This is a genomic window from Dysgonomonas sp. Shenzhen-Wh21, from assembly GCF_043392705.1.
Lineage (GTDB): Bacteria > Bacteroidota > Bacteroidia > Bacteroidales > Dysgonomonadaceae > Dysgonomonas.
Map to the genome: position 1 here is coordinate 17,053 of NZ_JAIXHZ010000143.1, position 25,969 is coordinate 43,021.

Sequence of the window (25,969 nt, forward strand, 5' to 3'; positions counted from 1 at the left end):
AGCATTAGAATATCTATTCTTTACTTTCCCTTTTTCCAGTTCTCATAGTCTTTGATGAAACCCCTACACATCCAATTGGCTAAAGCCTGCCTGTTATCTGATTGTAAAAAGCGACGCTGGTCGAAACTATTCTGAATATTGCCAAGCTCGGCATAAATACCTACAGGCAGAGTTTTATCAAGAACGTATAAGGTTCGTGTACTTACTGTTCCAGTGAAGCCTCTATCCGGCTGATGCTTGTCATAATGATCACTGAAAGTCTCACGCATTGTGTTCGCTAGTTTTTTACCCACAGTACTATTCTTTGAGTAATAGAAAAATACATCTAGTTGTTGTTTCTGACTTCTGCTATCCAAATGGATAAAAACAGATCTTTTATATTTTGCTTTCGAACGCTTACTCAAGCTGTTAATTTTATCTGTCCGTTGCTTCAATCGGGCAATCTGGTTCAAAGGAATAGTAGCACCCATACAAGTTTCACGCTTACTGTTCGACAAATAACGATCATCTCTTATGCCATCCTCTGCATCTTGAATAATCATATATACTGTAGCACCTTCTTCCATCAAGTTGCGTGCAAGCCTGAGTGTTATATCATAAGCATACTCATCTTCGCAAAGCTCGTACCCGTCTACCTCTGCCATTGCTCCCGGATCAGGACCTCCATGCCCGCTAGATAAGAAGAAACAAGCACCTTTTAGCTTATCTGATTTAATCGTATATTCCGCATATTTTTCTCCAAAAAGCTTATTCTCCGTTTTTTTACCCGTTTGACCAGAATCAAAAACTTCGTTCTCTGTTTTTCTCGTATTATCCTTATCCGTGTCAGGTAATAGATACGAAACATCCTTCAACAAGGAATCTCCTTTGCCAAACTTTCCTTTATTCAACTCTAGAAACGTATTAAGATTTTCTGCTCCTGTACGTTTATTTCTTCTCAGAAAAGCGAGTATACCTTCACCATTACGAGGTGTATCTTTTTCACTTTGAGAATAAACGGAGACACTTGATATTATAAGTATTGAAAAGATTATAAGTCGAATATATTTCATATGTCACTAAACTTAGCCGGAACGGCAGTAAGAAATTTTGGAGTTGGTAAAGATACTAAGATTTCGCCAAAGATTGGGTCGAATAAGGATTTTGTTGTAGGCGATAATCTCTATCAAGGGGAGAAAACTAAAATATATAGATACAAAAGAAACTAAACAAACAAAGGCTGTTCCGATAGGGACAGCCTTTGTTATATAAAGAAGTTTGCTCCTTATTTTTTACGTTGTACACGTTGCCATCCATAAACAGCTTTGTCTCCAAGTTCTTCTTCGATACGAAGTAATTGGTTGTATTTAGCCATACGGTCTGAACGGCTCAATGAACCTGTTTTGATTTGGCCTGAGTTAGTTGCAACTGCGATATCAGCAATTGTAGCATCTTCAGTTTCTCCCGAACGGTGAGAAGTTACGCTAGTGTAACCTGCACGGTGAGCCATTTCGATAGCATCCAAAGTTTCAGTAAGTGAACCGATTTGGTTTACTTTGATAAGGATTGAGTTAGCACAACCTGTTTCTATACCTTTTTTCAAGAACTCAACGTTAGTTACAAACAAGTCGTCACCTACCAACTGAACTTTATCTCCAAGTTTGTCTGTAAGCAATTTCCATCCGTCCCAGTCATTTTCGCCCATACCATCTTCGATAGAATCGATAGGGTATTTAGCTACTAGGCTTGCAAGGAATTCAACTTGTTCTGCTGATGTACGCTTAGCTCCGTTAGGACCTTCAAATTTAGAATAGTCATAAACACCACCTTTGAAGAATTCAGAAGCAGCACAGTCTAAAGCGATTGTAACATCTTTTCCCGGCTCATATCCTGCTGCTTTAATAGCTTTAAGGATTGATTCAAGAGCATCTTCTGTTCCATTCAATGTTGGAGCAAAACCACCTTCGTCACCTACAGCTGTACTAAGACCTCTGTCGTGGAATTCTTTCTTCAAAGCGTGGAATACTTCAGCACCACAGCGCAAACCTTCTTTGAAAGAAGGAGCACCTACCGGACGGATCATAAACTCTTGGAATGCGATAGGAGCATCAGAGTGAGATCCACCGTTGATGATATTCATCATTGGTACAGGAAGAGTATAAGTGTTAGTACCACCAATATAGCGATACAAAGGAAGTTCAAGGTAGTTAGCAGCAGCTTTAGCTACAGCAAGAGAAACACCAAGAATAGCATTAGCTCCTAAATTAGACTTAGTCTTTGTTCCGTCAAGGGCAATCATTTTCAAATCGATACCTCTTTGATCAAGAGCAGATTCACCTAAAAGAGCTGGAGCGATAACTTTGTTTACATTGTCAACAGCTTTCACTACACCTTTACCAAGGTAGCGTTTTTTGTCACCGTCGCGAAGTTCCAAAGCTTCGTTTTCACCAGTTGAAGCACCAGATGGTACTGCAGCACGACCAACCACGCCACATTCCAAAGTTACATCAACTTCAATTGTAGGATTACCTCTTGAATCCAAGATTTCACGTGCGAAAATTTTCTCGATTCTCATTGTTTTTATTTGTTTAAAAATGAATAATGTATTTCGTTTTTTGTTTGTTAAAATTTGAGTAGCAAAATTAGTCTTTTTTCTTGTATTTAATAAATTATAGCAGAGGAAAAATATATCAATTTATGCTTTTTAGCAACTCATATCTCCAAAACTAAAAAGAATAATAAATATACAAAATAAACCTCAGACCTCTAAATAATTCGTTGACCTTTTAGGTTTTTATCACATTTACTCACCATTGAAATAAGTCTAAAACGTACCTCTATTTCAAATATGTTTTATAAATTGCATAGGTTTTCCGAAACCGTTTATCTATACTGATCACTAAAAAGCTAAATACTATGTTACCTGATAATTATCAGCAACTGAAAAAAGAATTATCTAAAACAATTCCGTCGAAACGAATTATTACCAATCCTCTACAACTATTAGCATACGGTACTGATGCAAGTTTTTATCGCCTGATACCTAAAATAGTAGTACAAGTGCATACAGAAGAAGAAGCTGTAGAAGTAATACGTCAGACAGGAAAACTTAATATTCCGGTAACATATCGGGCAGCAGGCACAAGCCTTTCGGGGCAAGCGATAACCGACTCGGTACTGATGGTAGCAACACACGAATGGCGGAAATATACGATTCTTGATGATGACGCTTTAAAGATAAAGCTGCAACCCGGAATAACAGGTGCCAGAGCAAATATTCACCTACAGCCATTTGGTCGTAAGATAGGTCCCGATCCGGCATCTATCAATGCCGCAATGATCGGGGGTATAGCCGCGAATAATGCGAGCGGAATGTGCTGTGGTACAGATCAGAACTCATATAAAACAATTGCAGATATCCGCATCGTCCTCTATGACGGTACTATTCTGGATACTTCGGATGAAAAAAGTAAATTGGATTTCACAGAAAAACACCCTGAAATTATCCGTGAAATAGAAAAACTTAGAGATAAAATAAAAGCAGACAATACGCTTACAGAGCGTATTAAACAAAAGTATAAAATAAAGAACACGACAGGATATAGCATAAATGCATTAGTAGATTATGAAGATCCTTTCGATATCATTAAGCACCTGATGATTGGTTCGGAGGGGACACTCGCTTTCACCTCCGACATAACCTACCATACGGTTGTTGATGAAAAACATAAAGCTTGTACTCTAATGATCTTCGAAACCATAGAGAAAGCCTGTGAAGTAGTTCCTATGCTCAAAAAGACACCTGTGTCTGCAGTAGAATTACTCGATAGAGATTCTATACGATCTATCGAAGACGATCCGGAAGCTCCTTCATATTTTCGGACATTACCCGAAACAGCCTGTTTGTTGCTGGTAGAAATACAAGCCAACGAACAACCCGAAATGAATGAAAAAGAGGCTATCATCCGCAAGGCAATTGAAACATATCCCACAGTACAACCATATAAGTTTACTTCTGATCCTAAAGAATATAATTTTAACTGGAAAGCTCGCAAAGGACTTCTGTCCTCCATTGGAGGCCTACGAAAAACAGGAACAACATGTCTTATAGAAGATGTTGCGTTTCCAATAGATAGACTGGGAGATGCATGTGTGGCTTTAAAAGATTTATTCAAGCGTTTAGGATATGCTGATGCCGTGTTATACGGACATGCCCTCGACGGCAACTTCCATATCGTGTTCTCTCAGGACTTCAACAGTACAAGCGAGGTACAGAAGTATGCAGACATGATGGACGAACTGGCCGACATTGTTGTCAACAAGTTTGACGGTTCATTAAAAGCTGAGCATGGAACAGGGCGCAACATGGCTCCTTTTGTAGAAAAAGAATGGGGAGAAGCAGCTTATAAAATCATGCTCAAGATTAAAGATATTTTTGATCCTCATAAACTTATAAATCCGGGCGTGATCATCAACGAGAACCCCAAGATACATCTTGAGAATCTGAAACCTCTTCCTGCAGCAAATGAGATAATAGATAAATGTATGGAATGTGGCTTTTGCGAACCAAACTGTGTTGCAGAGGGGTTAACCCTATCGCCACGCCAGCGGATCGTCATTGCCCGTGAGATATCAAGACTAAAAGCATTCGGAGAAGATCCTTCACGGTTGAAACAAATACTGAATGACGCCAAGTATTATTCAGACGAAACGTGTGCTACAGATGGACTGTGTGGCTTGGTTTGCCCTGTAAAAATAGATACTGGCAAATTTATCAAGCATGTCCGACATGAAGAAGCATCGGACACAGCAAAAAAAGTAGCATCTTACATTGGCAACCGCATGGCCGGAACTACCTCGGTAGCTAGAGTCGGACTTAATTTTGTTCACTTCGTCCATTCTATATTAGGCGATACACTGATGAGTGGAATCGCCTCTACGATGCGAACCTTATCTCTAAAAACGATTCCAAAATGGAATAAGGATATGCCTAAGGGAGCGAGCAAGATAAAGGATATGGTAATAAATGAAGGACAGGTGGATAAAGTTGTTTACTTTCCTTCGTGTATAAACCGTTCAATGGGCAAATCAAATGGCTATGAAAAGGGTGATGTAGAGTTGACAAAAAAGACACAGGAACTTTTACAACGTGCAGGATTTTCGATTATTTACCCCGAGGGTATCAATAGCCTTTGCTGTGGGATGGCGTTTAGCAGTAAGGGTCTAAAAGAAGAGGGTGCCCGCAAATCGAAAGAGCTGGAAAATGCATTATTGAAAGCTTCAGAAAATGGGAAATATCCTATTCTGTTTGATATGAGTCCATGCTTCTATACATTTCATGAGGCATACGAGAATAAAGATTTAAAGATATATGACCCGATAGAGTTTATGCTCGACTTTGTGATGCCTAAACTCGAAATCAAACACCCTCGGAATATAGTGACTGTTTTCCCTGTATGCTCTGTAAAAAAAATTGGTATGGAACAAAAGCTTTTGCAATTGGCCAAGTTATGCGCCAAAGAGGTTGCCTTTGTGGATACAAATTGTTGCGGTTTTGCCGGCGATAGAGGATTCACATATCCAGAGTTGAATGCTCACGGGCAAAGACACCTCAACGAACAAATCCCTGCCGGATGTAAAGACGGCTACTCTACGAGCCGCACTTGCGAAATCGGGATGAGCGAATACAGCGATATAAACTTCAAGTCTATATTTTATCTGATTGATGAAGTAACGAAATAGAGAGAATAGAGAAAAGACTAAATAGAATCACTCTAAATTAAAAAAAACTTAAAACCTATATCTGTCTATAATTTTCTCATATCTTTGCATTTGATATGAAAAGATTTGCGCAAAATATAATCCTTATAATTGCTGCCGCAACGGTGTTTCTTACCGGTGCGGGGGTTACAATTATAAACTATTGCTGCAATTCATGTAGCGAGCAAACCCTTTTCATGACCGAGCAACATACATGTTGTTCTCTAGAACATCAGAAAGCGGAGCAGAAAGGTGATTGCTGTTCGATGCACAAAGATGTATCACACGATGAATCGTGCGGAGACACTTCTTTCACTCAAGATATATCTTGCACCGCCTCTCGTTTATCTATAGATATTGATGCCTCTTCATTCAGACCGATACCGATAGTATCCGTACCATTCGTTTGGATATCGGATGCTTCTCCAACTATTCCTTTGAGTATCCTTACAGATAATTCTTTATATACTCAGGATAATTCTATATTCGAATCTCCACCGGATATTCCACCTCGTGAATACCTGTCCCTCATTCGCGTACTTATTATTTGATTTTTGTAATACATATCTGCTTATTGTGTACCAATCGGGTATACAACAAAGTTTCTATTGTATTTTACAAATCAAATAATAAGAATCCAAATGAAAACATTTAAAATATTTATTTTACTTCTCCTTATTCCCATTTTCGCCTTTAGCAAAGACATATTGAAAGGGTATGTATTTGACAACCAAAAACAGCCCTTAATAGGTGCATCGGTACGATGGGAGAATGCAAAAGCGGGAGTAATGACTGACGAACATGGCTATTTTGAAATATCGGGTACACCACACAAAGATCACATGCTCGCCATATCGTATGTCGGATTTGAAGATAAAGTTATCCACATACATGATTTTGCAGAGACACAAAACGTTGTATTGCAAGAAAATGCCGAATTAGGTGAGGTGGTCGTAGAAAGAACAGTACCGGGAACAATCAAATCTCGGACAAGCCTCTTGAATACCGAAAAAATAACAACCAAAGAACTGCACCGTGCGGCATGTTGCAACCTTTCCGAAAGCTTCGAAACAAACCCTTCGGTAGATGTATCATTTAGCGATGCGGTAACGGGAGCTAAACAAATACAACTGCTCGGGCTAGCCGGAACTTACGTGCAAACATTAACAGAAAACTATCCTAACTTTAGAGGTGCAGCCTCAGTATACGGACTGGATTACATACCCGGACCATGGATGGAAAGCATACAGATATCTAAAGGCGCAGCTTCGGTAAAGAACGGTTATGAGTCGATTACAGGACAAATGAATGTGGAATACAAAAAGCCAAATAGCGCAGATCCTCTCAGCTTGAATTTATTTTCGAGTGATGCCGGAAGATACGAAGGCAATGCCGATGCAGCATTTATCTTGAATGATAAATTAAGCATGGGAGTATTCTTGCATTATTCGAATGAATCTGCATCACATGACGACAACGATGACAGCTTCTTAGATATGCCGAAGAAACACCAGTTTAATATGATGAACAGGTGGAATTATATGTCGGGCAGATATGCTTCACAATTCGGCGTTCGTTTCTTACAAGATTACCGTACCAGTGGGCAAACAATGCATACTTTAAATTCTGCCTCCATTAATACTGACCCATACGAAATATCTGTAAAGACAAACAGAGGAGAATTTTACACAAAAAATTCATACATTGTAGATGAAGAGCGTAATGGCAATATTGCTCTGATATTCACAGGCTCACACCACGATCAGAAATCAAAGTATGCAGCCGACAAATACAATGTGTATGAAAATAATCTGTATGCATCATTGATGTATGAAACAGGGTTTGGCAAGATGCACCAACTAAGTGCAGGTTTAAGCATGAACTGGGACAAATACAATCAATCGATTTATCTGACTCAGCCAATCACAAATCAGCCCAATGAAGAAACTGTAACAGGAGGATATCTGCAATATACCTTTAACAAGGATGACAAGTTCATTGCCCTAGCCGGATTGCGGACAGACTACAGCACCCTGCACAAAAAAGCATTCGTTACGCCACGCCTACACTTAAAGTATATGCCTGTAGAGTGGCTAAACCTTAGAGCATCTGCGGGGAAAGGCTATCGTACAGTATTTGTTATGCCTGAAAACAGCTACTTCTTGGCAAGCAGCCGCAAGATAGAAATAGCAGATAATCTGCAACAAGAATCGGCATGGAACTATGGTACAAGCATCTCTTTTCATATACCAATCAGAGGAGAAGAGCTAACCATATCGGGAGAGTGGTACAGAACAGACTTTGACAATCAGGTGGTAACCGATGTAGATAGCGACCCTCATGCTGTAAAGTTCTATAATCTGTCGGGCAAATCGTATGCCGATAGTTATCAGATAGAAGTGTCATACCCCTTATTCAAAGGGTTTAATATATTGGGGGCGTATCGTTGGACAAATGCAAAAACAACTTACGGAGATAAACTAATGAAGAAACCTTTGATAAGTGATTACAAAGCACTTCTAACAGGCTCTTACGAAACCCGCTTAAAAAAATGGGTATTCGACCTTACCGCCCAATTTAACGGAGGTGGACGTATGCCAACCCCTGATACGGTGAATCCTTTGTGGAAAACTACATTCGATTCGTTTACAATACTGAATGCACAGATCACTAAGAATTTCCGTAATTGGAGTATCTATGTGGGTGCAGAAAACATTACGGATTTCAAACAAAAGAATCCAATCGTCTCGGCAGAAAATCCATTTGGTGATGACTTTGATGCCACAATGGTGTGGGGACCAACTCAGGGTCGTAAATTCTACGTGGGACTAAGATATGCTATTGGCAAGTAGTTAAGGTATTTATAATCTAAGAATATTAAGCGGGGTGAAGTATCTTAATTAATGGGATATTTCACCTCGCTTTTTATATTTATCTCTTACAAAGAGAATTAGCTTTATCAATAAGATGAGAGAGGAAAGGAAGATAGGTAAAAAAATCAAGACATTGACTAACAATGCCGTTGCTTGCATATCTATATCCAGAAAGTAAAGTACAACTCCTATCAGCAGCCAACAAAGAATAGAAAGGACAGACATCACCAATAAAGCCAAAGGCTCTCTTCTACCCTTAAAATGCTTTATCAATACATAAGCCGGTATAAGAATAACGAAGAATAATATGAGGGAGAAATCTGGCATTAGCAACATAACTAAGTAGTATAAGACATCATTGTCTTGACTTTATTAATTTTGTTACTTGATCAATAGTCAAAAAAGGATATTGGCTATGAATTACTCGATGACAATTAGAACAAACTAAACACACATCATCTAAACTTGTAACATCTCCTTCTTCCATATCCATAAGAGCTTTCAAATGATGTACTTCAATATAGTCGATACCATATGTACTCATAAAATTGAATCCACAAATTTCACAATAAATTTGTCCATTATGTTTATTCCGAAATCGACGTTTTGCTTCTTCAACTAACTTTCTATTTCTTTCTCTCTTTTTATGTCTCCGTTCTATAAGACAGCCTTCTTGATATCTATTTTCATGCTTATTAGCTAACTTTTCAAAGCTAGTATCTGTAAAATCAAAAAACCAATATTGTCTTTTATTATGATGCAGTTCTATATTTAACAATTCACAATATTCTATATATGCTTTTTCTAGTATCGGATCAAAACAAAGTTCTTTTTTAGCTATTTCGTTAATTATTGGTATAGTTTCTTTACCTTCTTTACTATCATTATTGAGGAACTTGTATATATTGTTGTCTTTATAACCAACAAATCTACTAGGAGCAAAATGCCACTCATTTTGAACTTTATAGGCAACAAAGTTATATCCTCTTTGAACAAGAGATATAGCAAACTTCCTTTCTTCTTCAGAATAATCACCTCCAAGATATGCCTCTATTGTCAAAAGATTATCAATCAAATCTTCCAGAGTTTCAATAATTGGAGAATTTGCAAATAAGTATTTCTCTATTTCTATAAACTCTAAAACATTCATAGAAACATCACTTTCAACGTAACCAGAACTAGTTAAATAGCGAACTTTTAAAACACTTTTTTTATCAATAGAAAAATATAGATCATACTGTCCCGAAAGATATACACCCTCCTTTCGAGGAAGAATACCAACGAATTGCTCCGTTGTGTTTATCTTTAGTATCCTAATATTAGCAGAACTCTTATCAATAAGCATTAAGTACAAAGTAGTGTTGAATGACTCTGGAGAAATTGTAAACCACCACTCTCTGTCTTTTAGCAAATTGGAATAGCGAATTCCTTTATACTTTTGTTTTAAATCACCTATTAATTTTTCTAACATTACAACAAAATTCTATTTTTCAACCCTCAAAGAAATAATCAAACTCGAAAGCCATACTATTAAACGCCTCTTGCTTTATCAGATCTTTATCTTCCTTGTATACAGATAATTTTTGAAGAATGCGATCTGCAATATCTTTAGACTGGCGTCCGGTATGCTTTAGTGTTAATAATGCAGCATTTCGCAGAAAAATATCCTCGGATATCACATCATCCCAAATAGTTGATATTAATTCTACAGCTACAGGTTCAGTCTTCTTAGTAATAAACAAACGAGCTAATAGCCAATAACCAGTGGCTCTGACATCTGCAACTGGTGATTTTGCCCATTCCAATGCTATCTCTCTGGCAAATGTCACATTCTGAAGCAAGTTTGCACAAACCTGTTCTCTTATCTCCTGATTGGGAATAGATAAAACCCATTCATCAGCCTTTTCTTTTGTAAAAGAATCTGTTGGATAAAGTAGAGTTGCCAATATTTTCAACTCACGGGTATTGTCTGCCCAAAGGATTTCAGCCAATTCTAAATCGGGTTGATAACGCTTCGCTAAATCTTTTATTTGCTGAACAGACAAGCCAAAGTTTAGCTTGTAATCCAAACCACGCTGGCGCATGTTTGTTGAAACGATGCCGTTCATAGCCATACGGCATCTCTTACGAATGTCTTTTATTATATCTTCTTGCATTTATACCTCAAAGTCTACGGCTTTTCTATCTATTACAGCCTCTCTGATAAAAGGAAGAACAGCCTGATGTAACGGATGATTCTGATATATTTCTAAATCCTCTTTCTTACTCAATTCTGAATAAAGAGCAACATCAAAGTTGCCACCTCCTAAGAAGTCGATACCTACTTCTATCTTGAGTAATCCATCAATTTTGCCCGACAAAGCTTCCAGTTTCTCTTTTATCAGCTTTGCATTTGTAGCTTTATCATTTCCGTGAGCTTCATCCTTCAGCTTCCACATTACGATGTGTTTAATCATATTCAGTTATATTTTAGTTTTATCAAAAGGTGACAAAAGTGACACTTTATTTACATATTTATATTGTCACCTTTTTCCTTTAAATCATTCTATTAATAGATAAAAACTAGCAGAAATTATTCTGCGTACTCATTTGGTGACACTTTTATCTCTGCAAAAAGCGTACCATCTAATTTGTAATAAGCGAATATCACCGTCATTTTATCTTTACGAAACATATCGAGATCTTCGCCTTTATTCTCACGCATTCCCATAGTGATAGCAGGCTTTGCACTCCGAACAAATTCGTCAACAGATACGGTAGGCTCTTGAGTAAAAGTGTAGTAATACTTATATTCTGTAGCAGAAATAGCCTCGGCTCGATCGATACGTATATTACCGGGTAATACCATTGGCATCGAAGCATTTGCTTTTTCGGCCAGCTTAATATATTTCTTCTTTGGAGCTTCTCCTTTTACTTCTGTTTTTACAGTTTTTTCATCTGTTGTATTATCCGTCTTCGATTTTGAGTTACACGCAGTAAACGCAGCGAATGCAATCGAACAGATAAGAGCAAAAACAATATACTTTTTCATAACTATCCGGTTTTTATTAATAATCAAGTGATAAAGATACGTATTCAAAAAAGAATCTGATCTCTCTTATTGTTATATTTTAACTCGCAACGTGTTTATAAGAGAGAAAAACAGACCTAAAAACTGTTCTTTATTCGAGCAATATCGTTTATATCTTAACATCTACAAAGAAACTAACCAACAACAATATATTAAGAAGTGTAACAACGATGGCTATGCCATACAAAAGTATTTTCGTAAAAAGAGTATTGGCGTACTTGCCCATTACCTCTTTAGATGAAGTAAGCCTTACCTGCAAAAACACAGTTATTGGAAGCTGCACACTCAAAATAGCTTGTGAGATAATCAAACCTTTGAAAGGGTCGCCTATCATAAATATGATTAGCAATGCTATTCCAAGCGAAATAATAACACCTGTACGTGAATGGATATCTTTTATATCATAAGGCTCGTTATACATGCCTGCAAATATAGAGCCTGCCGCAATGCCCGAAGTCATAGAAGACGAAACTCCCGCCAACAGCAACGCCAGTGCAAATATCACAACCGCATTATTCCCTAGCAATGGTTCGAGCAGAGAGTGAGCTTGTTGAAGATCATTGACTACAATATTTTCTCTAAAGAAAGTTGAAGCAGCTAATAAGATCATCGCACTATTTATTGCCCACCCGATGAACATAGAGAAAAATGTATCGAAAAACTCGTATTTCAATTGCTTTTCAATCACAGCCTCATCTTGTAAATTCCATTGACGGCTTTGTATCACTTCCGAATGCAGAAAAAGATTGTGCGGCATCACCACTGCTCCCAGCACACTCATTATAATCAGCATGCTCCCTTCCGGGATAGAAGGCACTACCCATGCTTGTGCAGCCTCTCCCCACTCTATATCAACAAGAAAAAGCTCGTAGATAAAAGATAGTCCGATAAGGGAGACAAAAGCAATAATATAGCGCTCTATCTTTTTATACGAATTGGAAAACATCATCGCGAAAACGAAAACTGCAACCAATACGGCTCCCACTTTGATAGGAATATCAAAAAGCATATTCAATGCAATAGCTCCACCCAATATTTCGGCCAAAGATGTAGAGACAGAAGCTCCCATTGCCGACCACAATATAGTTCGCGAACCCATTCGTGGTAAATATTTATTAGCGGCTTCGGAAAGACAGAGCCCTGTCACAATACCCAAGTGAGCTACATTGTGTTGAAGGATAATCAACATAACGGTAGACAGCGTTACCACCCATAACAGGGCATATCCAAACTCCGATCCGGCTGCAAAATTCGAAGCCCAGTTACCCGGGTCAATAAATCCCACAGTTACCAACAGTCCGGGACCTATATATTTTAATAGCTCCAAAGCACCATACTTTGGTTTGGGGTGAATGCGTGTATATGCTTTCTTTAAATTTTCAAAAAGATTCATTACGTTCTATATTTGGATACAAAATTATCTTTTTCGCAAAACAATCTTCATAAAATGTGAAAAGAATTAATCATTCCAAAGCTCAACACCTTTCTTTTTCTTATATTCGCAGAATTAATATTTTTAAACACGAAATTATGAAACAAACGGGTATTACTCTCATAGTTGCATTATTTGTAGCTTTTTTTTACTCATGTAAAGATTCGGCAGACTTGACCAACTCGATACCGGCGAGTGCCGCTACTGTTATACATATCGATACAAAATCTCTATTGACAAAAGCCGACTATAAGCCACTGGAGAATAAAGTTATAAAAGAAGCCCTTGACAAGGCTAAGTCCGGCGGTAACGCTACAAAAGCAATTGAACAGCTTGAGAGTTTCCTTAAAAACCCAAATTCGACAGGCATCGATTTTCTTAGCGACTGTTACATGTATATGGACAGTACGACAATGGGTATTGTTCTGAAAATGGACGATCAGAAGAAATTGAAGGAATTACTTATCAAGACCTTCGAACTACCGGAACAAATGTTGGAAGAGAAAGACGGAGTGACTACAGTAAGTGCACAACAAAACTTTGTTATAGGCTGGACTAAGGACAAGCTTTTATTGCTTACATATATGGGAACTGTATATTATCGCGACCATAGTGCCTTGCCTGATCTGAAAACATTGGTTACAAAACAACTAACGCAAACAGCTAAAGAGAGCATCAACTCTAAAAAATCATTCGCAGAATTTATTTCGAACAAAAAGGATATTTCGATCTTCTCTTCATACAGTAATATAAAAGGAATGTGGTCTTCTTTGTTACCTCCTGCATTGGCAATGCAAGGACATGACGGGAATGCTGTAAATAAAATGCTAACAGGATTATATGACCAATTAAAAGATATAAATACAGCTGCTTTTATTTCGTTCGAAAAAGGGGAAATAGCATTTAGCAATAAAATGTACTATGATACCCCGGAAGCAGAGAAGAAATTTAACGAACTGGCATCGCAGATGACAGGTAAACTAAAAGGTGATCAGCTTAAATACTTTACAGATAAACCGATCTTTTCCATCTCGGCTAACATGAAAGGAGAAGGTATTTATAATTATCTGAACGAATTAGGCTTGATTTCTCTGATAGAAGAAAATGCCGGTTCTAACTTATCGGAGTTAGGCATCGACCTGAAATCTTTTATATCGAATATGGATGGAGACATTACTTTTGCCGTAAATAATGTAAAAATTGTAACAAAAAAATCTGATTACTACGATTTTGAATATACAGACTCATCTCCTGAACTTTCATTTTTTGCAGACCTCAAAGACGCAAACTCTATATGGAATATTGCAAAAGGAAAAATAAAAGAACTTAATGGCGAAGCTGCCGTTTTCACTGAACTGAATCCAAATACATATTCGCTAAAAGTGGATGAGAATACGAATGCTTACTTTGGAATCAACAACAATATGTTCTTCTTTACAAATAGCGAAAGTGTATTCAAAAACATATCAGCAACAGGACTAAAGAGTGATCTGTCGGATCAGGCTAAAGATAAGACTACATTTATATGTGGAACCTTCAGTCCTCTAAAACCATTATTATTGTCAGAAATGGGAGGTAACGATAAGGCTAAGGAGCTTGCCACAAAAGGCTTTGACTTGCTTGGTGATTATAGTTATATAACAACTCAGGATATGAGTGGCAGTGGTAAAATCGTTATTACAGATACAAGTGATAATAGCCTTGCTGTAATTTGTAAATTTGTAGACAGTGTAGTTACACATATCGCTCAAGAATATTAAATAAAAAGCTGATAGCTACAGGCTAACGGCTAAGCATGGATGAATACGATACAATTAAGAAACGCCCTTCCTGATGTCTTCTCGGAGATAAAAGATATAAAATCAGATATCTGGAAACAAGACGTCACTTTTGAGAAGGGAAAAACATACCTGATAAAAGCAGAATCAGGCTTAGGGAAAAGTTCGCTCTGTAGCTATATCTATGGCTACAGAGCCGATTTTTCGGGAAACATCCTTTTTGACGAAAGAGAAGTCAAAAATATAAAGAGAAAAAAATGGGATAACATCAGATCAAAACATCTGAGTCTTCTGTTTCAAGAGCTACGTCTCTTTCCCGAATTGACAGCATTGGAAAACATCCGGCTAAAAAACAATCTCACTCACCACAAAATCGAATCGGAAATCGATTCGATGTTCGACAGGTTGGGCATCACTGAAAAGAAAAACCAACCAATAGGAAAAATGTCTTGGGGACAGCAGCAACGTGTCGCAATTATCCGCTCGCTTTGCCAGCCTTTCGACTTTCTTATCCTCGACGAACCCATCAGCCATCTTGATGACAACAATGCCAAAATCATTACTGAGCTTATCCACGAAGAGGTAGCAGTACAGCATGCAGGATTGATAGTCACCTCGATAGGCAAAGATTTACCAATGGATTATTCTCTAATATTATCGCTATGAATCTGGTTTGGAAGCTCTTGAAACAAAATATAAGCAAAGGACAGTTTGCCGGATTCTTCATTGCCAATCTTATCGGATTAACGATTGTTCTGCTTGGCCTCCAGTTTTACCTGGATATCAATCCCTTGTTTTCGGAAAAGGATACTATCATGAAGAGGGATTTTCTGGTACTAACAAAACAAGTAGGCATCTACAATACACTGAACCCTCAAGCATCAGGTTTTTCGGCCGAAGAAATTAAAAATATAGAAAATACCAGTTTTGCAACGCAGGTAGGAGCATTTACCGCTTCGAGATATAAGGTTTTTGGAGGAATAAATACCAATCAGGGAGGTTTCAACACCGAGATGTTTTTCGAATCGGTTCCTGATGATTTCATAGATGTGAAGACCGACAGGTGGAAATTTAGTCCCGATGATGAATTCGTTCCTATTATCCTTCCTAAAAACTACCTTGACCTCTACAACTTTGGTTTTGCCGAAGCTCGCTCCATGCCGAAACTTTCGCAGAGTGTAATCGGAATGGTGAATTTCAACATCACGATATCAGGTAAATGGCAGCATAAAGAGTTTAAGGGGCAAATAGCAGGTTTCTCGAATCGGATAAACACAATCCTTGTTCCCGAATCTTTTATGAAATGGGCAAATGAAAATTACGGCGAACAAGCCGTCTCTAATCCCAGTCGCCTGATGGTAGAAGTAAACAATCCTGCCGACCCCAATATCGCCACCTTCCTCAAAAAGAACAACTATGAAGTAGAGGGTGAAAACTCGGCAGTGAGTAAAATGTCGTACTTCCTCAAGATAATGGTAGGTATTGTTATTGCAATAGGATTAATAATCTGTACTCTAGCCTTTTTTGTCCTTACTCTCAGCATTTATCTGCTATTGGAAAAGAATATGGAGAAACTACGGAATCTTCGTCTGATAGGTTATGCAAAAAGTGCGGTAATCCGTCCTTACGAGTTGATGGCTATCGGGATGAATTTTGCGATACTCATACTTGCTATTGCGTCGGTCTTGGTGATACGCATCAAGTATAGCGACATTGTACGCAATGTATGGAGTGAGTTCGAAGGTTCGGATATTATGATCACTCTGATTGCCGGAGTATGTATATTCTTACTTTTATCTTCGCTGAATATTCTGATAATAAGAAGAAAAGTGAAATAGAAATTTATTCTTTCTGTTTCTTCTTTTCCCTCACAGAGGAAGCATATACTCCAAAGAGACAAAGCACAAAGAAGGTGATGAATGTTATACGCATACTCCCTATAAACTGAGGGTGCGGTGCTAAAGACAAATCGATATTGCCTATCATTATCGACATCGCCATTATAGCGATCCCCATACTAAGCGACTGCCCTGTAAGCCTCATCGTACCCATCGTTGCAGATGCCAATCCATAATGTTTTCTTTCTACCGAACTCATGATAATATTTGTATTTGGAGAAGAAAATATACCAAATCCTAAACCCAAAAGAACCATCATGATACCAATAAAGTAATAGCTTGTAGTCTCAGTGATAAAGCACAATCCACCCAACCCGACTGCAATAATAGACATGCCTAATGTAGCCAAAAATGTTGGAGACATTTTATCGGACAAGCTTCCTGATTTCAAAGCGGCGATAGCCTGTATAACAGATTGTATGATAAGTATTAGTCCCGCATCACGAGGAGATAATCCCCGCACATATTGAAGATACAAGCTCAACATAAAGGAAATGGCAAATGTCGCCGAATAATTTATCAGAGCAGACAACGAAGACATCCGAAACATTTTGTTACCGATAAAAACACGAATGTTAAACACCGGAAACTCTTGTTTCTTTTCATACAAAGCAAATAAGAATAATACGATTACACCTATTACAATAAAAATGAAACCCTGAATATGAGGTAATTCCGCAAAGCCATAAATCAGAGCAAACAGCCCAATAGCAAACAAGATAGAACCTATCGCATCAAATTTACTTTTGGCCTCTTCTTTCCAGTCTTCTTTAATGATATAATATCCACCTACGGCGACGATAAAGCAAATAGCCGCAGAAACAAAAAAGATACTATGCCAATTGAAGTATTGAGTAAGCAAACCACCCACAAAAGGTCCGGCAGCCAATGAAGAGTACACAGTTGCAGCAACTACTCCCATAGCTTTCCCCCGTTTTTCGGCTGGCACAGAAGAAGTGAGAATAGCAGTGCTGGTACCAAACATCATAGCGCTACCGATTCCCGCAAGGAAGCGATAAGTGATAAGCATGACTCCTGTTGTTGCTAATCCACTCAATACCGAAAATATAGTCAGGATAACTACTCCCCATATAAAAACTTTCTTGCGTCCTATCATGTCTGCCATACGGGCACAAGGTATTTGCAAAATGGCTGTAGACAGCATATAAGAAGTTGGCACCCATCCCGACATAACTGCGTTGAGCGATAAGTCTTTATTAATATACGGCAACGCAAGGTTTAGAGCCGAGCTTATAAAAGGCACAAGCGAAGAAGCCAGACACAGGATAAATAACAAAGCTCCTGTGTTTGCTTTTTTCTCAGGATGCGTCATAGTCTGATCAGTTTATTCAAGATTGTTTCTATCATCTTATTGCATGATGGAATATATTGAGTGTTTTTTCTTATATAATCTTCCGATTGAATATATTTTCCTTCGACAAGTTTTTCATCGCTATTGTTCAGTATATCGGCGCAACTTTTTTCAGTGGCTTCAAAATGGAACTGTAAACCGATAACCTTTTCTTTATACGAAAAAGCCTGATTAACACATGCCTCACTCGAAGCAAGCAATTTGGTTCCTGCGGGCAAATCAAATGTATCGCCGTGCCATTGGAAAACAATAGGAGAAACGGTTTCACTTCCGAATAAAACCTGAGACTCTTTGTCTGCAAACGATATGGGCAACCAGCCTATTTCTTTTTCTTTATTTGGATATACTGCGGCTCCCAATGCATTGGCTATTATCTGCGAACCCAAGCAGATACCCAGTACTGCTTTGTCCGAATCAATTGCTTTTCGAACAAAGAGCTTTTCATCTTTCAACCAAGGATAACTGTCTTCTTCATAAGTCCCCATAGGACCTCCCATAATTACGAGCATATCAAAGTCATCCTGATCAGGAAACTTATAGTCCTCAAAAATTTTGGTTACGGTTAGACTATAACCGTTATCCTTTACCCATTTTTCGATATATCCCAAGCCTTCGTATGGAACATGTTGAATATAATGAACCCTGTATGTAGACATAATTATATTTTTGTGTGATTTAAACTTTAAATGTACCAAAAATGTTCATATCAAGAACAATCTATAAAAAATATAGTTTTCAAAATAAAAACTATATCATACCTTTACATTCATAACACGCTACTAAGGATGTCAGATTATAATATACTACTAGCTTTTATACTTACTGCTATAGCCGGACTATCTACCGGAATAGGCAGCCTGATTGCGTTATTGGCAAAACATACAAATACGAATTTCCTTTGTGCTTCTCTCGGCTTTTCGGCAGGAATCATGCTATACGTTTCCTTTATGGAAATGATACCCGAAGGGAAAATAGAACTTGTTGCTGCTTATGGAGAAAAACTAGGTACACTATATCTTATTCTGGCATTTTTTATAGGAATTGCATTTATCAATCTCATAGACTTTCTTATCCCCGAGTCTCTAAACCCTCATGAAATACAAGGAGTAGAAGACATGGGTATAAAAAAACGAGCATTGAAACGCACCGGCATCGTAGTTGCCATGTCTATAGCAATTCATAATTTCCCCGAAGGGATAGCCACATTTACATCGGCTCTCGGGTCTTTAGACGTTGCAATACCGATTACGATAGCGATAGCAATACACAATATCCCCGAAGGAATTGCTGTAGCTGTACCCATATATCATGCAACAGGCAGCCGACAAAAGGCTTTCTGGCTGTCATTTGCATCGGGTCTGGCTGAGCCGTTCGGTGCTCTGATTGCCTATTTTTTCCTTTTACAGTTTTGGACTCCTGCTATAAATGGGCTTATACTGGCTGCGGTGTCGGGCATCATGGTGTTCATCTCGTTGGACGAACTTTTGCCTAGTGCCGAGAAATACGGAAAACATCATATTTCCATCATGGGACTCGTAGCCGGGATGTTGGTGATGGCATTCAGCTTATATCTGTTTATATAAAAAATCCTGCCTCTTTTCGGGAAGCAGGATCACAATACCGTGTTGATAAATATAAGTTCTATTTTATTGCTGTCAGATTATCTTTTGCATTCACCTGTACTACGGCCAACAGTTCACCCTGTGCATCATATATGTGTTGCAAGTGTTGAGACTGTAACGACCATGTAGATATACCCTGATCCCATGTTGTGTAAGCAATATCTACCACTTGTCCTTTATTGTTATATTCATAACTGTACTTTTGAACTCCTACCCAACCTTCTTTATCTACCCATTTGTAAAGTACTCTTTCTTGTAAAGAACCATCAGTACTATATTTGTATACTGTTTTGTCCAACGCCTTCGAGGTTTCTTTATCTACCGTTACGTACTCTTTCGTTTTGTCGTCATTATTGCTATAAACTCTGGTTTTAGGACTCCCTGCATATGCATTTGCTACAGATAATAATACGACTAAAAGTGATGTTAATATTGTTGTTCTCATGACTGTATTTACTTTAAATATTTCTTAATCTTTTTACCAATTATTTGAAAAGCGCTTCTATACATAAGACGATAATCCCAAGAATATAGTTACAACTTTTTCCTGTTTTTTTGAAATAAATACATAAAGCACTAGAAAACAGAATCTTTACAAAGCAAACAATTTATATGTGTTTTATAAAAAGTAAATACAATCAATCTCTTTATCGAAAATATTCTCATATATTTGTACTTATACTAACTTGCATCAATAACACAATTTATGAAAAAATACTTATTCACCCTTAGTCTGATCGTCATTTCATGTCTTTTTAGTCTAAATTCATGTAAAAAAAGTGGCAGTAAAGAGATCAACTCCGAGTTTGCAAAATATATTGCAGCCTTTACCTATGGGAAAATATCTTCCTCTTCGGAGATACAAATCGAACTGACACAAGATATTCCGACAGCCGAACTCAATAAAGAAATTGAGCAGGAGCTATTTGAATTTTCACCATCGATAAAAGGTAAAGCTTACTGGACCAGTACACGTACTATCAAATTTGTACCTGATCCGGGTGAGTTGAAACAAGGGACAGAATATGATGCTTGGTTCAAACTCGACAAGGTTCTGAAAGTAGATAGCGACTTCAAAGAGTTCTACTTTTTTTTCCGTGTGCCCGAACAAAACTTCAACGTAAACCTACGTTCTTATACTCAAATGAAAGATAATGACCTTGTGTGGAACACTGTACAAGGCGAAATTCTTTTAGCGGATGAGGCCAACACAGACGATGTAAAAAGTATGTTCTCTTTATCGGGCGGAGATAAATCTAAGGATGCTAAAATAAAGATTACTCCAAGCGAAATAAAAGGTAGATACAATCTAACGATAGACAGCCTCTACAGAGGTACAAAAGAAATAGAATATACATTGAGCATAAAGGGGAGTGCCATAAATGCAAAAAGAGATGATGAGCAAAAAATCATTATCCCTGCAATCTCCGATTTTAAGGTATTAGACGTATCAATGGAATATTCTCCGCAAGAATGCGTTCGCATTACATTCAGTGATCCTCTTTCTCTCAATCAGAATATACAGGGGCTGATAAAACCGGGTATTATAGAAAGTTTCTCTTTCGATATCCAGAAAAATATAATGAAACTCTATCTTGATAAAACGACAAGAGGGACAAGTACCGATCTGAAAATATTCAAAGAGCTGAGAAACTCACAAAACAAGACTCTTGATAAAGATTATACATTCAGTGTAAATTTTGAAAAGAATAAACCCGAAATAGAAGTACCAAATGCAGGTAATATACTACCCAATTCGGATAATCTGATCATTCCATTCAAGGCTGTCAACCTTTGGGCAGTGGATGTAAAAGTTATTAAAATATACGAAAACAATATACTGGGTTATCTACAATCGAATGATTTTGGAGGAAGCAACGAGCTAAAACGTTTCGGTCGTCTGGTTCTAAAAAAACGTATCCGACTGGATGAAGACCCAACGATGAAACTGGATGAATGGAATGCATTCTCTCTGGATATGGCAAAACTAATTAAGCAAGATCCGGGAGCTGTGTATAAAGTGGAATTCACCATGAAAAAAGAATACTCTCTTTATCCTTGCGACGGTATGATTCCTCAGATACCGAAAGATGCGGCATTGCAACGTTTCGACAATGAAATGGACGAAGAAGACGAAAAGCAATGGGATAATCCGGAATATTACTACTACTCCGATGAATGGGATTGGGAAGAATATAACTGGCAAGAAAGAAATAATCCTTGCGATCCGACATATTACATGAACAAAACATCAGAGGTCGTTGTACTAGCATCGAATATTGGAATGACTGCAAAAATGGGTTCCGAAAAGAAAATGACGGTAGCCCTTACAGATATACTAACTACAAACCCTATTTCGGGTGCAACCGTTGATATTTACAACTATCAGATGCAGCGCATTGGCACAGGCAAAACGGATGGAGACGGCTTTACAGAAATAGAATACAAGGGAGGTGTTCCGTTTGCTGTTATCGCATCACATGGCAAAGAAAAAGGATATCTGAAGGTCACTTCAAACCTTTCTTTATCGCTAAGCAACTTTGATGTTAGCGGACAAGAGATACAAAAAGGACTGAAAGGGTATATCTATGGAGAACGAGGTGTATGGCGCCCGGGCGATTCTATATTTGTCACCTTCATTCTCGAAGATAAAAATCAGACATTACCAAAAGACCATCCTGTTTCACTCGAACTATATACCCCACGCGGACAAATGGCTCAACGTTATGTATCCACCACGGGTAAAGATGGATTCTATGCTTTCCGTATGGCTACCGATCCGAATGCTATTACGGGCAATTGGAGGGCGCGTGTAAAGGTGGGAGGAGTAACATTCTCGAAGACATTGAAAATAGAAACCGTTAAGCCGAACCGTTTAAAAGTACGACTTGATGCAGGTGAAATGATAAACGCAGGAAGCGGCACATTTTCTGCACCGTTGTCTTCGCAATGGCTACATGGTGCTCCGGCGGCAAACCTAGCGGCAAAAGTGGAAATGACATTAAGTAAAGCATACAATCCATTCAAAGGATACGAAACGTACACGTTCAACAACCCAACGTCGAACTTTGCGTCGGATACCTATACAGTTTTTGATGGAAAACTTGATGCCGAAGGAAATGCAACAGTGAGAACAAGCCTGCCTCAGGCATCCAGTGCACCGGGAATGTTGCGGGCTAATATCGTTTCCCGAGTATTTGAGTCGGGAGGAGATGCCAGTATATATACTCAAACTGCTGCTTACTCTCCATATTCGGCATACGTGGGTGTTAAAGCCCCAACAAGCAGCGATTACGGCTGGTTGGAAACAGACAAGGACAATATGTTTGATATCGTTACTCTCAGCCCCGAAGGAAAACCGATTAACCGTTCGAATGTAAATGTGAAAATTTATAAGTTGAAATGGTCTTGGTGGTGGAATACCAATGATAATTTGGCTTCTTATGTGAATAATACGTCTACCGAAGTACTCTTAAATGAAAACATTTCAACTTCGGCAGGAAAAGCAAAAGCCAAGTTCCGTGTCAATTATCCCGACTGGGGACGTTATCTCATCATGGTAAAAGATGAACAGAGCGGACATATCACAGGTAGAGTATTTTATGTGGATTGGCCATCGTGGAGAGGACGCTCGGAGAAAGATGACCCAAGCGGATTAACAATGCTTTCATTCTCTACAGACAAGCAGGCTTACAAAGTTGGAGAAACTGTTACTGTAATTTTACCAAAAAGCTCAAAAGGCCGCACCTTGATTACCATAGAGGATGGCTCACGTATCATTTCGCGCGAATGGGTAAAAACAAGTGCGACAGAAGATACCAAACACACCTTCAAGGTGACAGAAGAAATGACACCTAACTTCTACATTGCCGCCAGCCAGTTACAACCGCATGCGCAAACAGACAATGATCTGCCTATACGCATGTATGGTATCTTGAATATCAATGTAGAAAATAAAGAAACGGAACTGAATCCTGTCATCACGATGCCGGATGAACTTCGTCCGGAAAAGGAATTCAGTGTTTCCATATCCGAAAAGAACAAAAAAGAGATGACTTATACCCTCGCCATTGTAGATGAAGGGCTGTTAGACCTCACATCATTTAAAACACCAAATGCCTGGGCTGATTTCTATGCACGTCAGGCACTGGGAGTACGCACATGGGATATGTTCGACATGGTAGTAGGCACACAAACGGGCAAGCTCGGCCCTCTATTGAGCATCGGTGGCGACGAAGCTTTGAAACCAGCCAACAATGTTATGAGCCGGTTTAAACCTGTAGTAAAATATATGGGGCCATTTACAATAAGCGGAGGTAAAACTGATACGCACAAAATTAAACTTCCATCTTATTTCGGGTCTGTACGTGTAATGGTTGTTGCCGGAAATAAAAAAGGTGCTTACGGAAGTGGAGAGAAAACTGTTCCTGTAAGAAATCCGCTGATGATATTATCGACATTACCACGTGTGGCGGGTCCTGACGAAGAGTTCTTGCTTCCTGTAAATGTATTTGCAATGGACAAGAAAGTAAAAACTGTAAATCTGACAGTAGAATCCAAAGGTATATTCCAGTTTACAGAAGGAACTTCTAAATCTGTATCATTTACGAATGTAGGCGATAAGATGGTTTACTTCAAGGTAAAAGTCGGTAAGAAAACAGGCTATGAAAAAGTAGTAATAAAAGCCACAGGAGGAGGAGAATCTGCTACAGAAACAATTGATATTGAGATTCGCAATCCGAACCCGAATGTTCTGTTAAGTTCTCACGCTCTTGTTTCGCCAAACGATACGGCACATCTAGCCATATCATTCGAAGATATCAAAGCTGAAGACTGGGCAAAACTCGAAGTATCACGTATGCCGGGAGTAAATCTGAATAACACACTCACGTATCTGCGTTACTATCCACACGGATGTACCGAGCAGGTAACATCAAAAGGATTCCCGCTACTATTCTTAGAGAAATTCAGACCTCTTACCGAGAAAGAGAAAGAAGTTATAGTAACAGACAACGTAAAAGGGGCTATTCAGACAATCGTTTCACGTCAACTTGGCGACGGTGGTATTGTTTACTGGCCGGGCAATCGTTATCCGGATGAATGGGTAAGCAGCTATGCCGGACACTTCTTACTGGAAGCTCAGAAAGCCGGATGGGAAGTTCCAACATCAGTAATCAACAAGTGGAAGCAGTTCCAGAAAAAAGCAGCTCAAACGTGGAATAAAGGTAACCTTTACAGTTCTTATTACACATACTCTATGAGCGACTTACAGCAAGCATACCGCTTATATACTTTGGCTCTTGCCGGAGATCCTGAGTTGGGAGCGATGAACCGATTGAAAGAAATGCAAGGTCTTTCGGTACAGGCTCGTTGGAGGTTGGCTGCTGCCTACGCCTTAGCAGGGAAGAAAGATGCGGCACTGCAACTGACAAACAATGCCAGCGATCAGGTAGAACATTATGCATTTAGTAACAACACGTTTGGTAGTTCTCAACGCGATATGGCTATGATAATGGAGACATACCTGTTGTTAGGTCAGACACAAAAAGCGCTAAAACTCTCATTTAAAGTATCAGAATACCTGAGTGGAAGTTATATAACAACTCAAACAGCGGCTTATGGATTGATAGCCATGTCTCGACTGGCTGAAAAAATGGGCAAAGGTGTTATTTCGTACGAATGGTCATTGAATGGAGTTCCTCAAAAAGCAAGTAACTCGGGCGATGTTTTCCAAGAAGTGAATATAAAACCTCACGATAAGGTAAACATATCTATCAAAAATAAGGGACAGGGTGATATATTTGTCCGCCTGTTAGGCAAAACACAACCTCTGACAGACAAGAACCCTGCCGAAGCGAATGGAGTAAAACTATATGTAAAATATATAGACGAAAACGGTAAAGAGCTAGATGTTTCTTCTCTAAGACAAGGAACAGAATTCTATGCAAATGTGATTGTTCAAAACATTTCGGGACAGTATCTTACCGATATGACACTCGATCAGATATTTGCCTCGGGATGGGAAATATTCAACAATCGCTTGTTCAACGAAGCTGATACAAGAACAGCCGGTGCATATAATTATCAGGACATCAGAGACGACAGAGTGTACACTTACTTCAATCTGGGTACGGGATATTCGATGTCATTCAAAATAAGATTGCAAGCTGCGTATTGTGGCAAAT

20 protein-coding genes are annotated in these 25,969 nt (G+C 38.6%); 9 read left to right on the forward strand and 11 right to left on the reverse strand.

All coding sequences use genetic code 11. The features are described 5' to 3' along the window. Positions 1–20: 20 nt before the first annotated feature. Positions 21–1,052: an N-acetylmuramoyl-L-alanine amidase gene (locus LDB17_RS09760; protein ID WP_252638511.1), complete on the reverse strand. Its 1,032-nt coding sequence runs from the start codon at positions 1,050–1,052 to the stop codon at positions 21–23. On the opposite strand from LDB17_RS09760, the gene LDB17_RS09765 reads away from it, so the two are divergent. Beyond that, complete coding sequence (locus LDB17_RS09765) at positions 1,053–1,208, forward strand: hypothetical protein (protein WP_252638510.1); 156 nt, start codon at positions 1,053–1,055, stop codon at positions 1,206–1,208. It abuts the gene before it with no gap. A gap of 56 nt (positions 1,209–1,264) precedes the next feature. On the opposite strand, the gene eno is transcribed toward LDB17_RS09765, so the two are convergent. Beyond that, positions 1,265–2,554 carry a phosphopyruvate hydratase gene (gene eno, locus LDB17_RS09770; RefSeq protein ID WP_006842055.1) on the reverse strand — a complete coding sequence of 430 codons (1,290 nt, stop codon included), beginning with the start codon at positions 2,552–2,554 and terminating at the stop codon, positions 1,265–1,267. 341 nt (positions 2,555–2,895) lie between these two features. Between eno and LDB17_RS09775 the strand changes: the two genes are divergently transcribed. The 3 genes from LDB17_RS09775 (at position 2,896) to LDB17_RS09785 (ending at position 8,591) form a co-directional block, all read left to right on the forward strand. After that, positions 2,896–5,721 (forward strand): FAD-binding and (Fe-S)-binding domain-containing protein, encoded by a 2,826-nt coding sequence (locus tag LDB17_RS09775; protein ID WP_252638509.1) that lies wholly within the window; start codon positions 2,896–2,898, stop codon positions 5,719–5,721. Between the two features lie 95 nt (positions 5,722–5,816). Beyond that, a complete protein-coding gene (locus tag LDB17_RS09780; RefSeq protein WP_252638508.1) occupies positions 5,817–6,290 on the forward strand; it encodes a hypothetical protein in 474 nt (157 codons plus the stop codon). Between the two features lie 90 nt (positions 6,291–6,380). After that, a complete protein-coding gene (locus tag LDB17_RS09785) occupies positions 6,381–8,591 on the forward strand; it encodes a TonB-dependent receptor (protein WP_252638507.1) in 2,211 nt (736 codons plus the stop codon). Positions 8,592–8,639: 48 nt separating this feature from the next. Here the strand turns inward: LDB17_RS09785 and LDB17_RS09790 are convergent, their stop codons facing one another. From LDB17_RS09790 to LDB17_RS09815, 6 genes are all read right to left on the reverse strand, one after another. Next, entirely contained in the window at positions 8,640–8,948 is a 309-nt protein-coding gene (locus LDB17_RS09790) for a hypothetical protein (protein ID WP_252638506.1), read from the reverse strand. Positions 8,949–8,967: 19 nt separating this feature from the next. Further along, positions 8,968–10,083 carry an HNH endonuclease gene (locus tag LDB17_RS09795; protein ID WP_252638505.1) on the reverse strand — a complete coding sequence of 372 codons (1,116 nt, stop codon included), beginning with the start codon at positions 10,081–10,083 and terminating at the stop codon, positions 8,968–8,970. A gap of 19 nt (positions 10,084–10,102) precedes the next feature. After that, positions 10,103–10,768: a DNA alkylation repair protein gene (locus LDB17_RS09800; protein WP_252638504.1), complete on the reverse strand. Its 666-nt coding sequence runs from the start codon at positions 10,766–10,768 to the stop codon at positions 10,103–10,105. Then, on the reverse strand, positions 10,769–11,068 hold the full coding sequence (locus LDB17_RS09805; RefSeq protein WP_006842049.1) for a Dabb family protein: 300 nt from the start codon (positions 11,066–11,068) through the stop codon (positions 10,769–10,771). A gap of 116 nt (positions 11,069–11,184) precedes the next feature. Further along, positions 11,185–11,643 carry a hypothetical protein gene (locus tag LDB17_RS09810; protein WP_252638503.1) on the reverse strand — a complete coding sequence of 153 codons (459 nt, stop codon included), beginning with the start codon at positions 11,641–11,643 and terminating at the stop codon, positions 11,185–11,187. Between the two features lie 148 nt (positions 11,644–11,791). Then, positions 11,792–13,075 (reverse strand): Nramp family divalent metal transporter, encoded by a 1,284-nt coding sequence (locus LDB17_RS09815; protein WP_252638502.1) that lies wholly within the window; start codon positions 13,073–13,075, stop codon positions 11,792–11,794. A 137-nt stretch (positions 13,076–13,212) separates the two neighbouring features. Here LDB17_RS09815 and LDB17_RS09820 point away from each other — a divergent pair, with 137 nt between their 5' ends. From LDB17_RS09820 to LDB17_RS09830, 3 genes are read left to right on the forward strand one after another with little or no spacing between them, the layout of a single operon-like run. After that, complete coding sequence (locus LDB17_RS09820) at positions 13,213–14,874, forward strand: DUF4836 family protein (protein WP_252638501.1); 1,662 nt, start codon at positions 13,213–13,215, stop codon at positions 14,872–14,874. Between the two features lie 39 nt (positions 14,875–14,913). Next, a complete protein-coding gene (locus LDB17_RS09825; protein WP_252638500.1) occupies positions 14,914–15,558 on the forward strand; it encodes an ATP-binding cassette domain-containing protein in 645 nt (214 codons plus the stop codon). Continuing rightward, positions 15,555–16,730 carry an ABC transporter permease gene (locus LDB17_RS09830; protein ID WP_252638499.1) on the forward strand — a complete coding sequence of 392 codons (1,176 nt, stop codon included), beginning with the start codon at positions 15,555–15,557 and terminating at the stop codon, positions 16,728–16,730. Before LDB17_RS09825 ends, LDB17_RS09830 begins: the two co-directional genes overlap by 4 nt. A 4-nt stretch (positions 16,731–16,734) precedes the next feature. Here LDB17_RS09830 and LDB17_RS09835 read toward each other — a convergent pair whose 3' ends face one another. Both LDB17_RS09835 and LDB17_RS09840 read right to left on the reverse strand, forming a co-directional pair. Next, positions 16,735–18,123 carry an MFS transporter gene (locus LDB17_RS09835; RefSeq protein WP_252638498.1) on the reverse strand — a complete coding sequence of 463 codons (1,389 nt, stop codon included), beginning with the start codon at positions 18,121–18,123 and terminating at the stop codon, positions 16,735–16,737. Next, entirely contained in the window at positions 18,120–18,818 is a 699-nt protein-coding gene (locus LDB17_RS09840; protein WP_252638497.1) for a type 1 glutamine amidotransferase, read from the reverse strand. Before LDB17_RS09840 ends, LDB17_RS09835 begins: the two co-directional genes overlap by 4 nt. Before the next feature lie 129 nt (positions 18,819–18,947). On the opposite strand from LDB17_RS09840, the gene zupT reads away from it, so the two are divergent. Further along, positions 18,948–19,745, forward strand: a complete 798-nt coding sequence (zupT, locus tag LDB17_RS09845; RefSeq protein WP_252638496.1) for a zinc transporter ZupT — start codon at positions 18,948–18,950, stop codon at positions 19,743–19,745. A gap of 58 nt (positions 19,746–19,803) precedes the next feature. Here the strand turns inward: zupT and LDB17_RS09850 are convergent, their stop codons facing one another. After that, positions 19,804–20,250, reverse strand: coding sequence for a DUF3836 domain-containing protein (locus tag LDB17_RS09850; RefSeq protein ID WP_262485341.1), 447 nt, complete (start codon positions 20,248–20,250; stop codon positions 19,804–19,806). 240 nt (positions 20,251–20,490) lie between these two features. Here LDB17_RS09850 and LDB17_RS09855 point away from each other — a divergent pair. Continuing rightward, a partial coding sequence (locus LDB17_RS09855) for an alpha-2-macroglobulin (RefSeq protein WP_393925014.1) occupies positions 20,491–25,969 on the forward strand: 5,479 nt, incomplete at its 3' end.

Bases quoted from the DNA above. Each gene is read 5' to 3' on its own strand.
- LDB17_RS09840 (WP_252638497.1), bottom strand. From the start codon at position 18,818: ATGTCTACATACAGGGTTCATTATATTCAACATGTTCCATACGAAGGC.
- LDB17_RS09835 (WP_252638498.1), bottom strand. From the start codon at position 18,123: ATGACGCATCCTGAGAAAAAAGCAAACACAGGAGCTTTGTTATTTATC.
- LDB17_RS09780 (WP_252638508.1), top strand. From the start codon at position 5,817: ATGAAAAGATTTGCGCAAAATATAATCCTTATAATTGCTGCCGCAACG.
- LDB17_RS09765 (WP_252638510.1), top strand. From the start codon at position 1,053: ATGTCACTAAACTTAGCCGGAACGGCAGTAAGAAATTTTGGAGTTGGT.
- eno (WP_006842055.1), bottom strand. From the start codon at position 2,554: ATGAGAATCGAGAAAATTTTCGCACGTGAAATCTTGGATTCAAGAGGT.
- LDB17_RS09810 (WP_252638503.1), bottom strand. From the start codon at position 11,643: ATGAAAAAGTATATTGTTTTTGCTCTTATCTGTTCGATTGCATTCGCT.
- LDB17_RS09775 (WP_252638509.1), top strand. From the start codon at position 2,896: ATGTTACCTGATAATTATCAGCAACTGAAAAAAGAATTATCTAAAACA.
- LDB17_RS09825 (WP_252638500.1), top strand. From the start codon at position 14,914: ATGAATACGATACAATTAAGAAACGCCCTTCCTGATGTCTTCTCGGAG.
- LDB17_RS09795 (WP_252638505.1), bottom strand. From the start codon at position 10,083: ATGTTAGAAAAATTAATAGGTGATTTAAAACAAAAGTATAAAGGAATT.
- LDB17_RS09785 (WP_252638507.1), top strand. From the start codon at position 6,381: ATGAAAACATTTAAAATATTTATTTTACTTCTCCTTATTCCCATTTTC.
- LDB17_RS09790 (WP_252638506.1), bottom strand. From the start codon at position 8,948: ATGTTGCTAATGCCAGATTTCTCCCTCATATTATTCTTCGTTATTCTT.
- LDB17_RS09815 (WP_252638502.1), bottom strand. From the start codon at position 13,075: ATGAATCTTTTTGAAAATTTAAAGAAAGCATATACACGCATTCACCCC.
- zupT (WP_252638496.1), top strand. From the start codon at position 18,948: ATGTCAGATTATAATATACTACTAGCTTTTATACTTACTGCTATAGCC.
- LDB17_RS09830 (WP_252638499.1), top strand. From the start codon at position 15,555: ATGAATCTGGTTTGGAAGCTCTTGAAACAAAATATAAGCAAAGGACAG.
- LDB17_RS09800 (WP_252638504.1), bottom strand. From the start codon at position 10,768: ATGCAAGAAGATATAATAAAAGACATTCGTAAGAGATGCCGTATGGCT.
- LDB17_RS09820 (WP_252638501.1), top strand. From the start codon at position 13,213: ATGAAACAAACGGGTATTACTCTCATAGTTGCATTATTTGTAGCTTTT.
- LDB17_RS09760 (WP_252638511.1), bottom strand. From the start codon at position 1,052: ATGAAATATATTCGACTTATAATCTTTTCAATACTTATAATATCAAGT.
- LDB17_RS09805 (WP_006842049.1), bottom strand. From the start codon at position 11,068: ATGATTAAACACATCGTAATGTGGAAGCTGAAGGATGAAGCTCACGGA.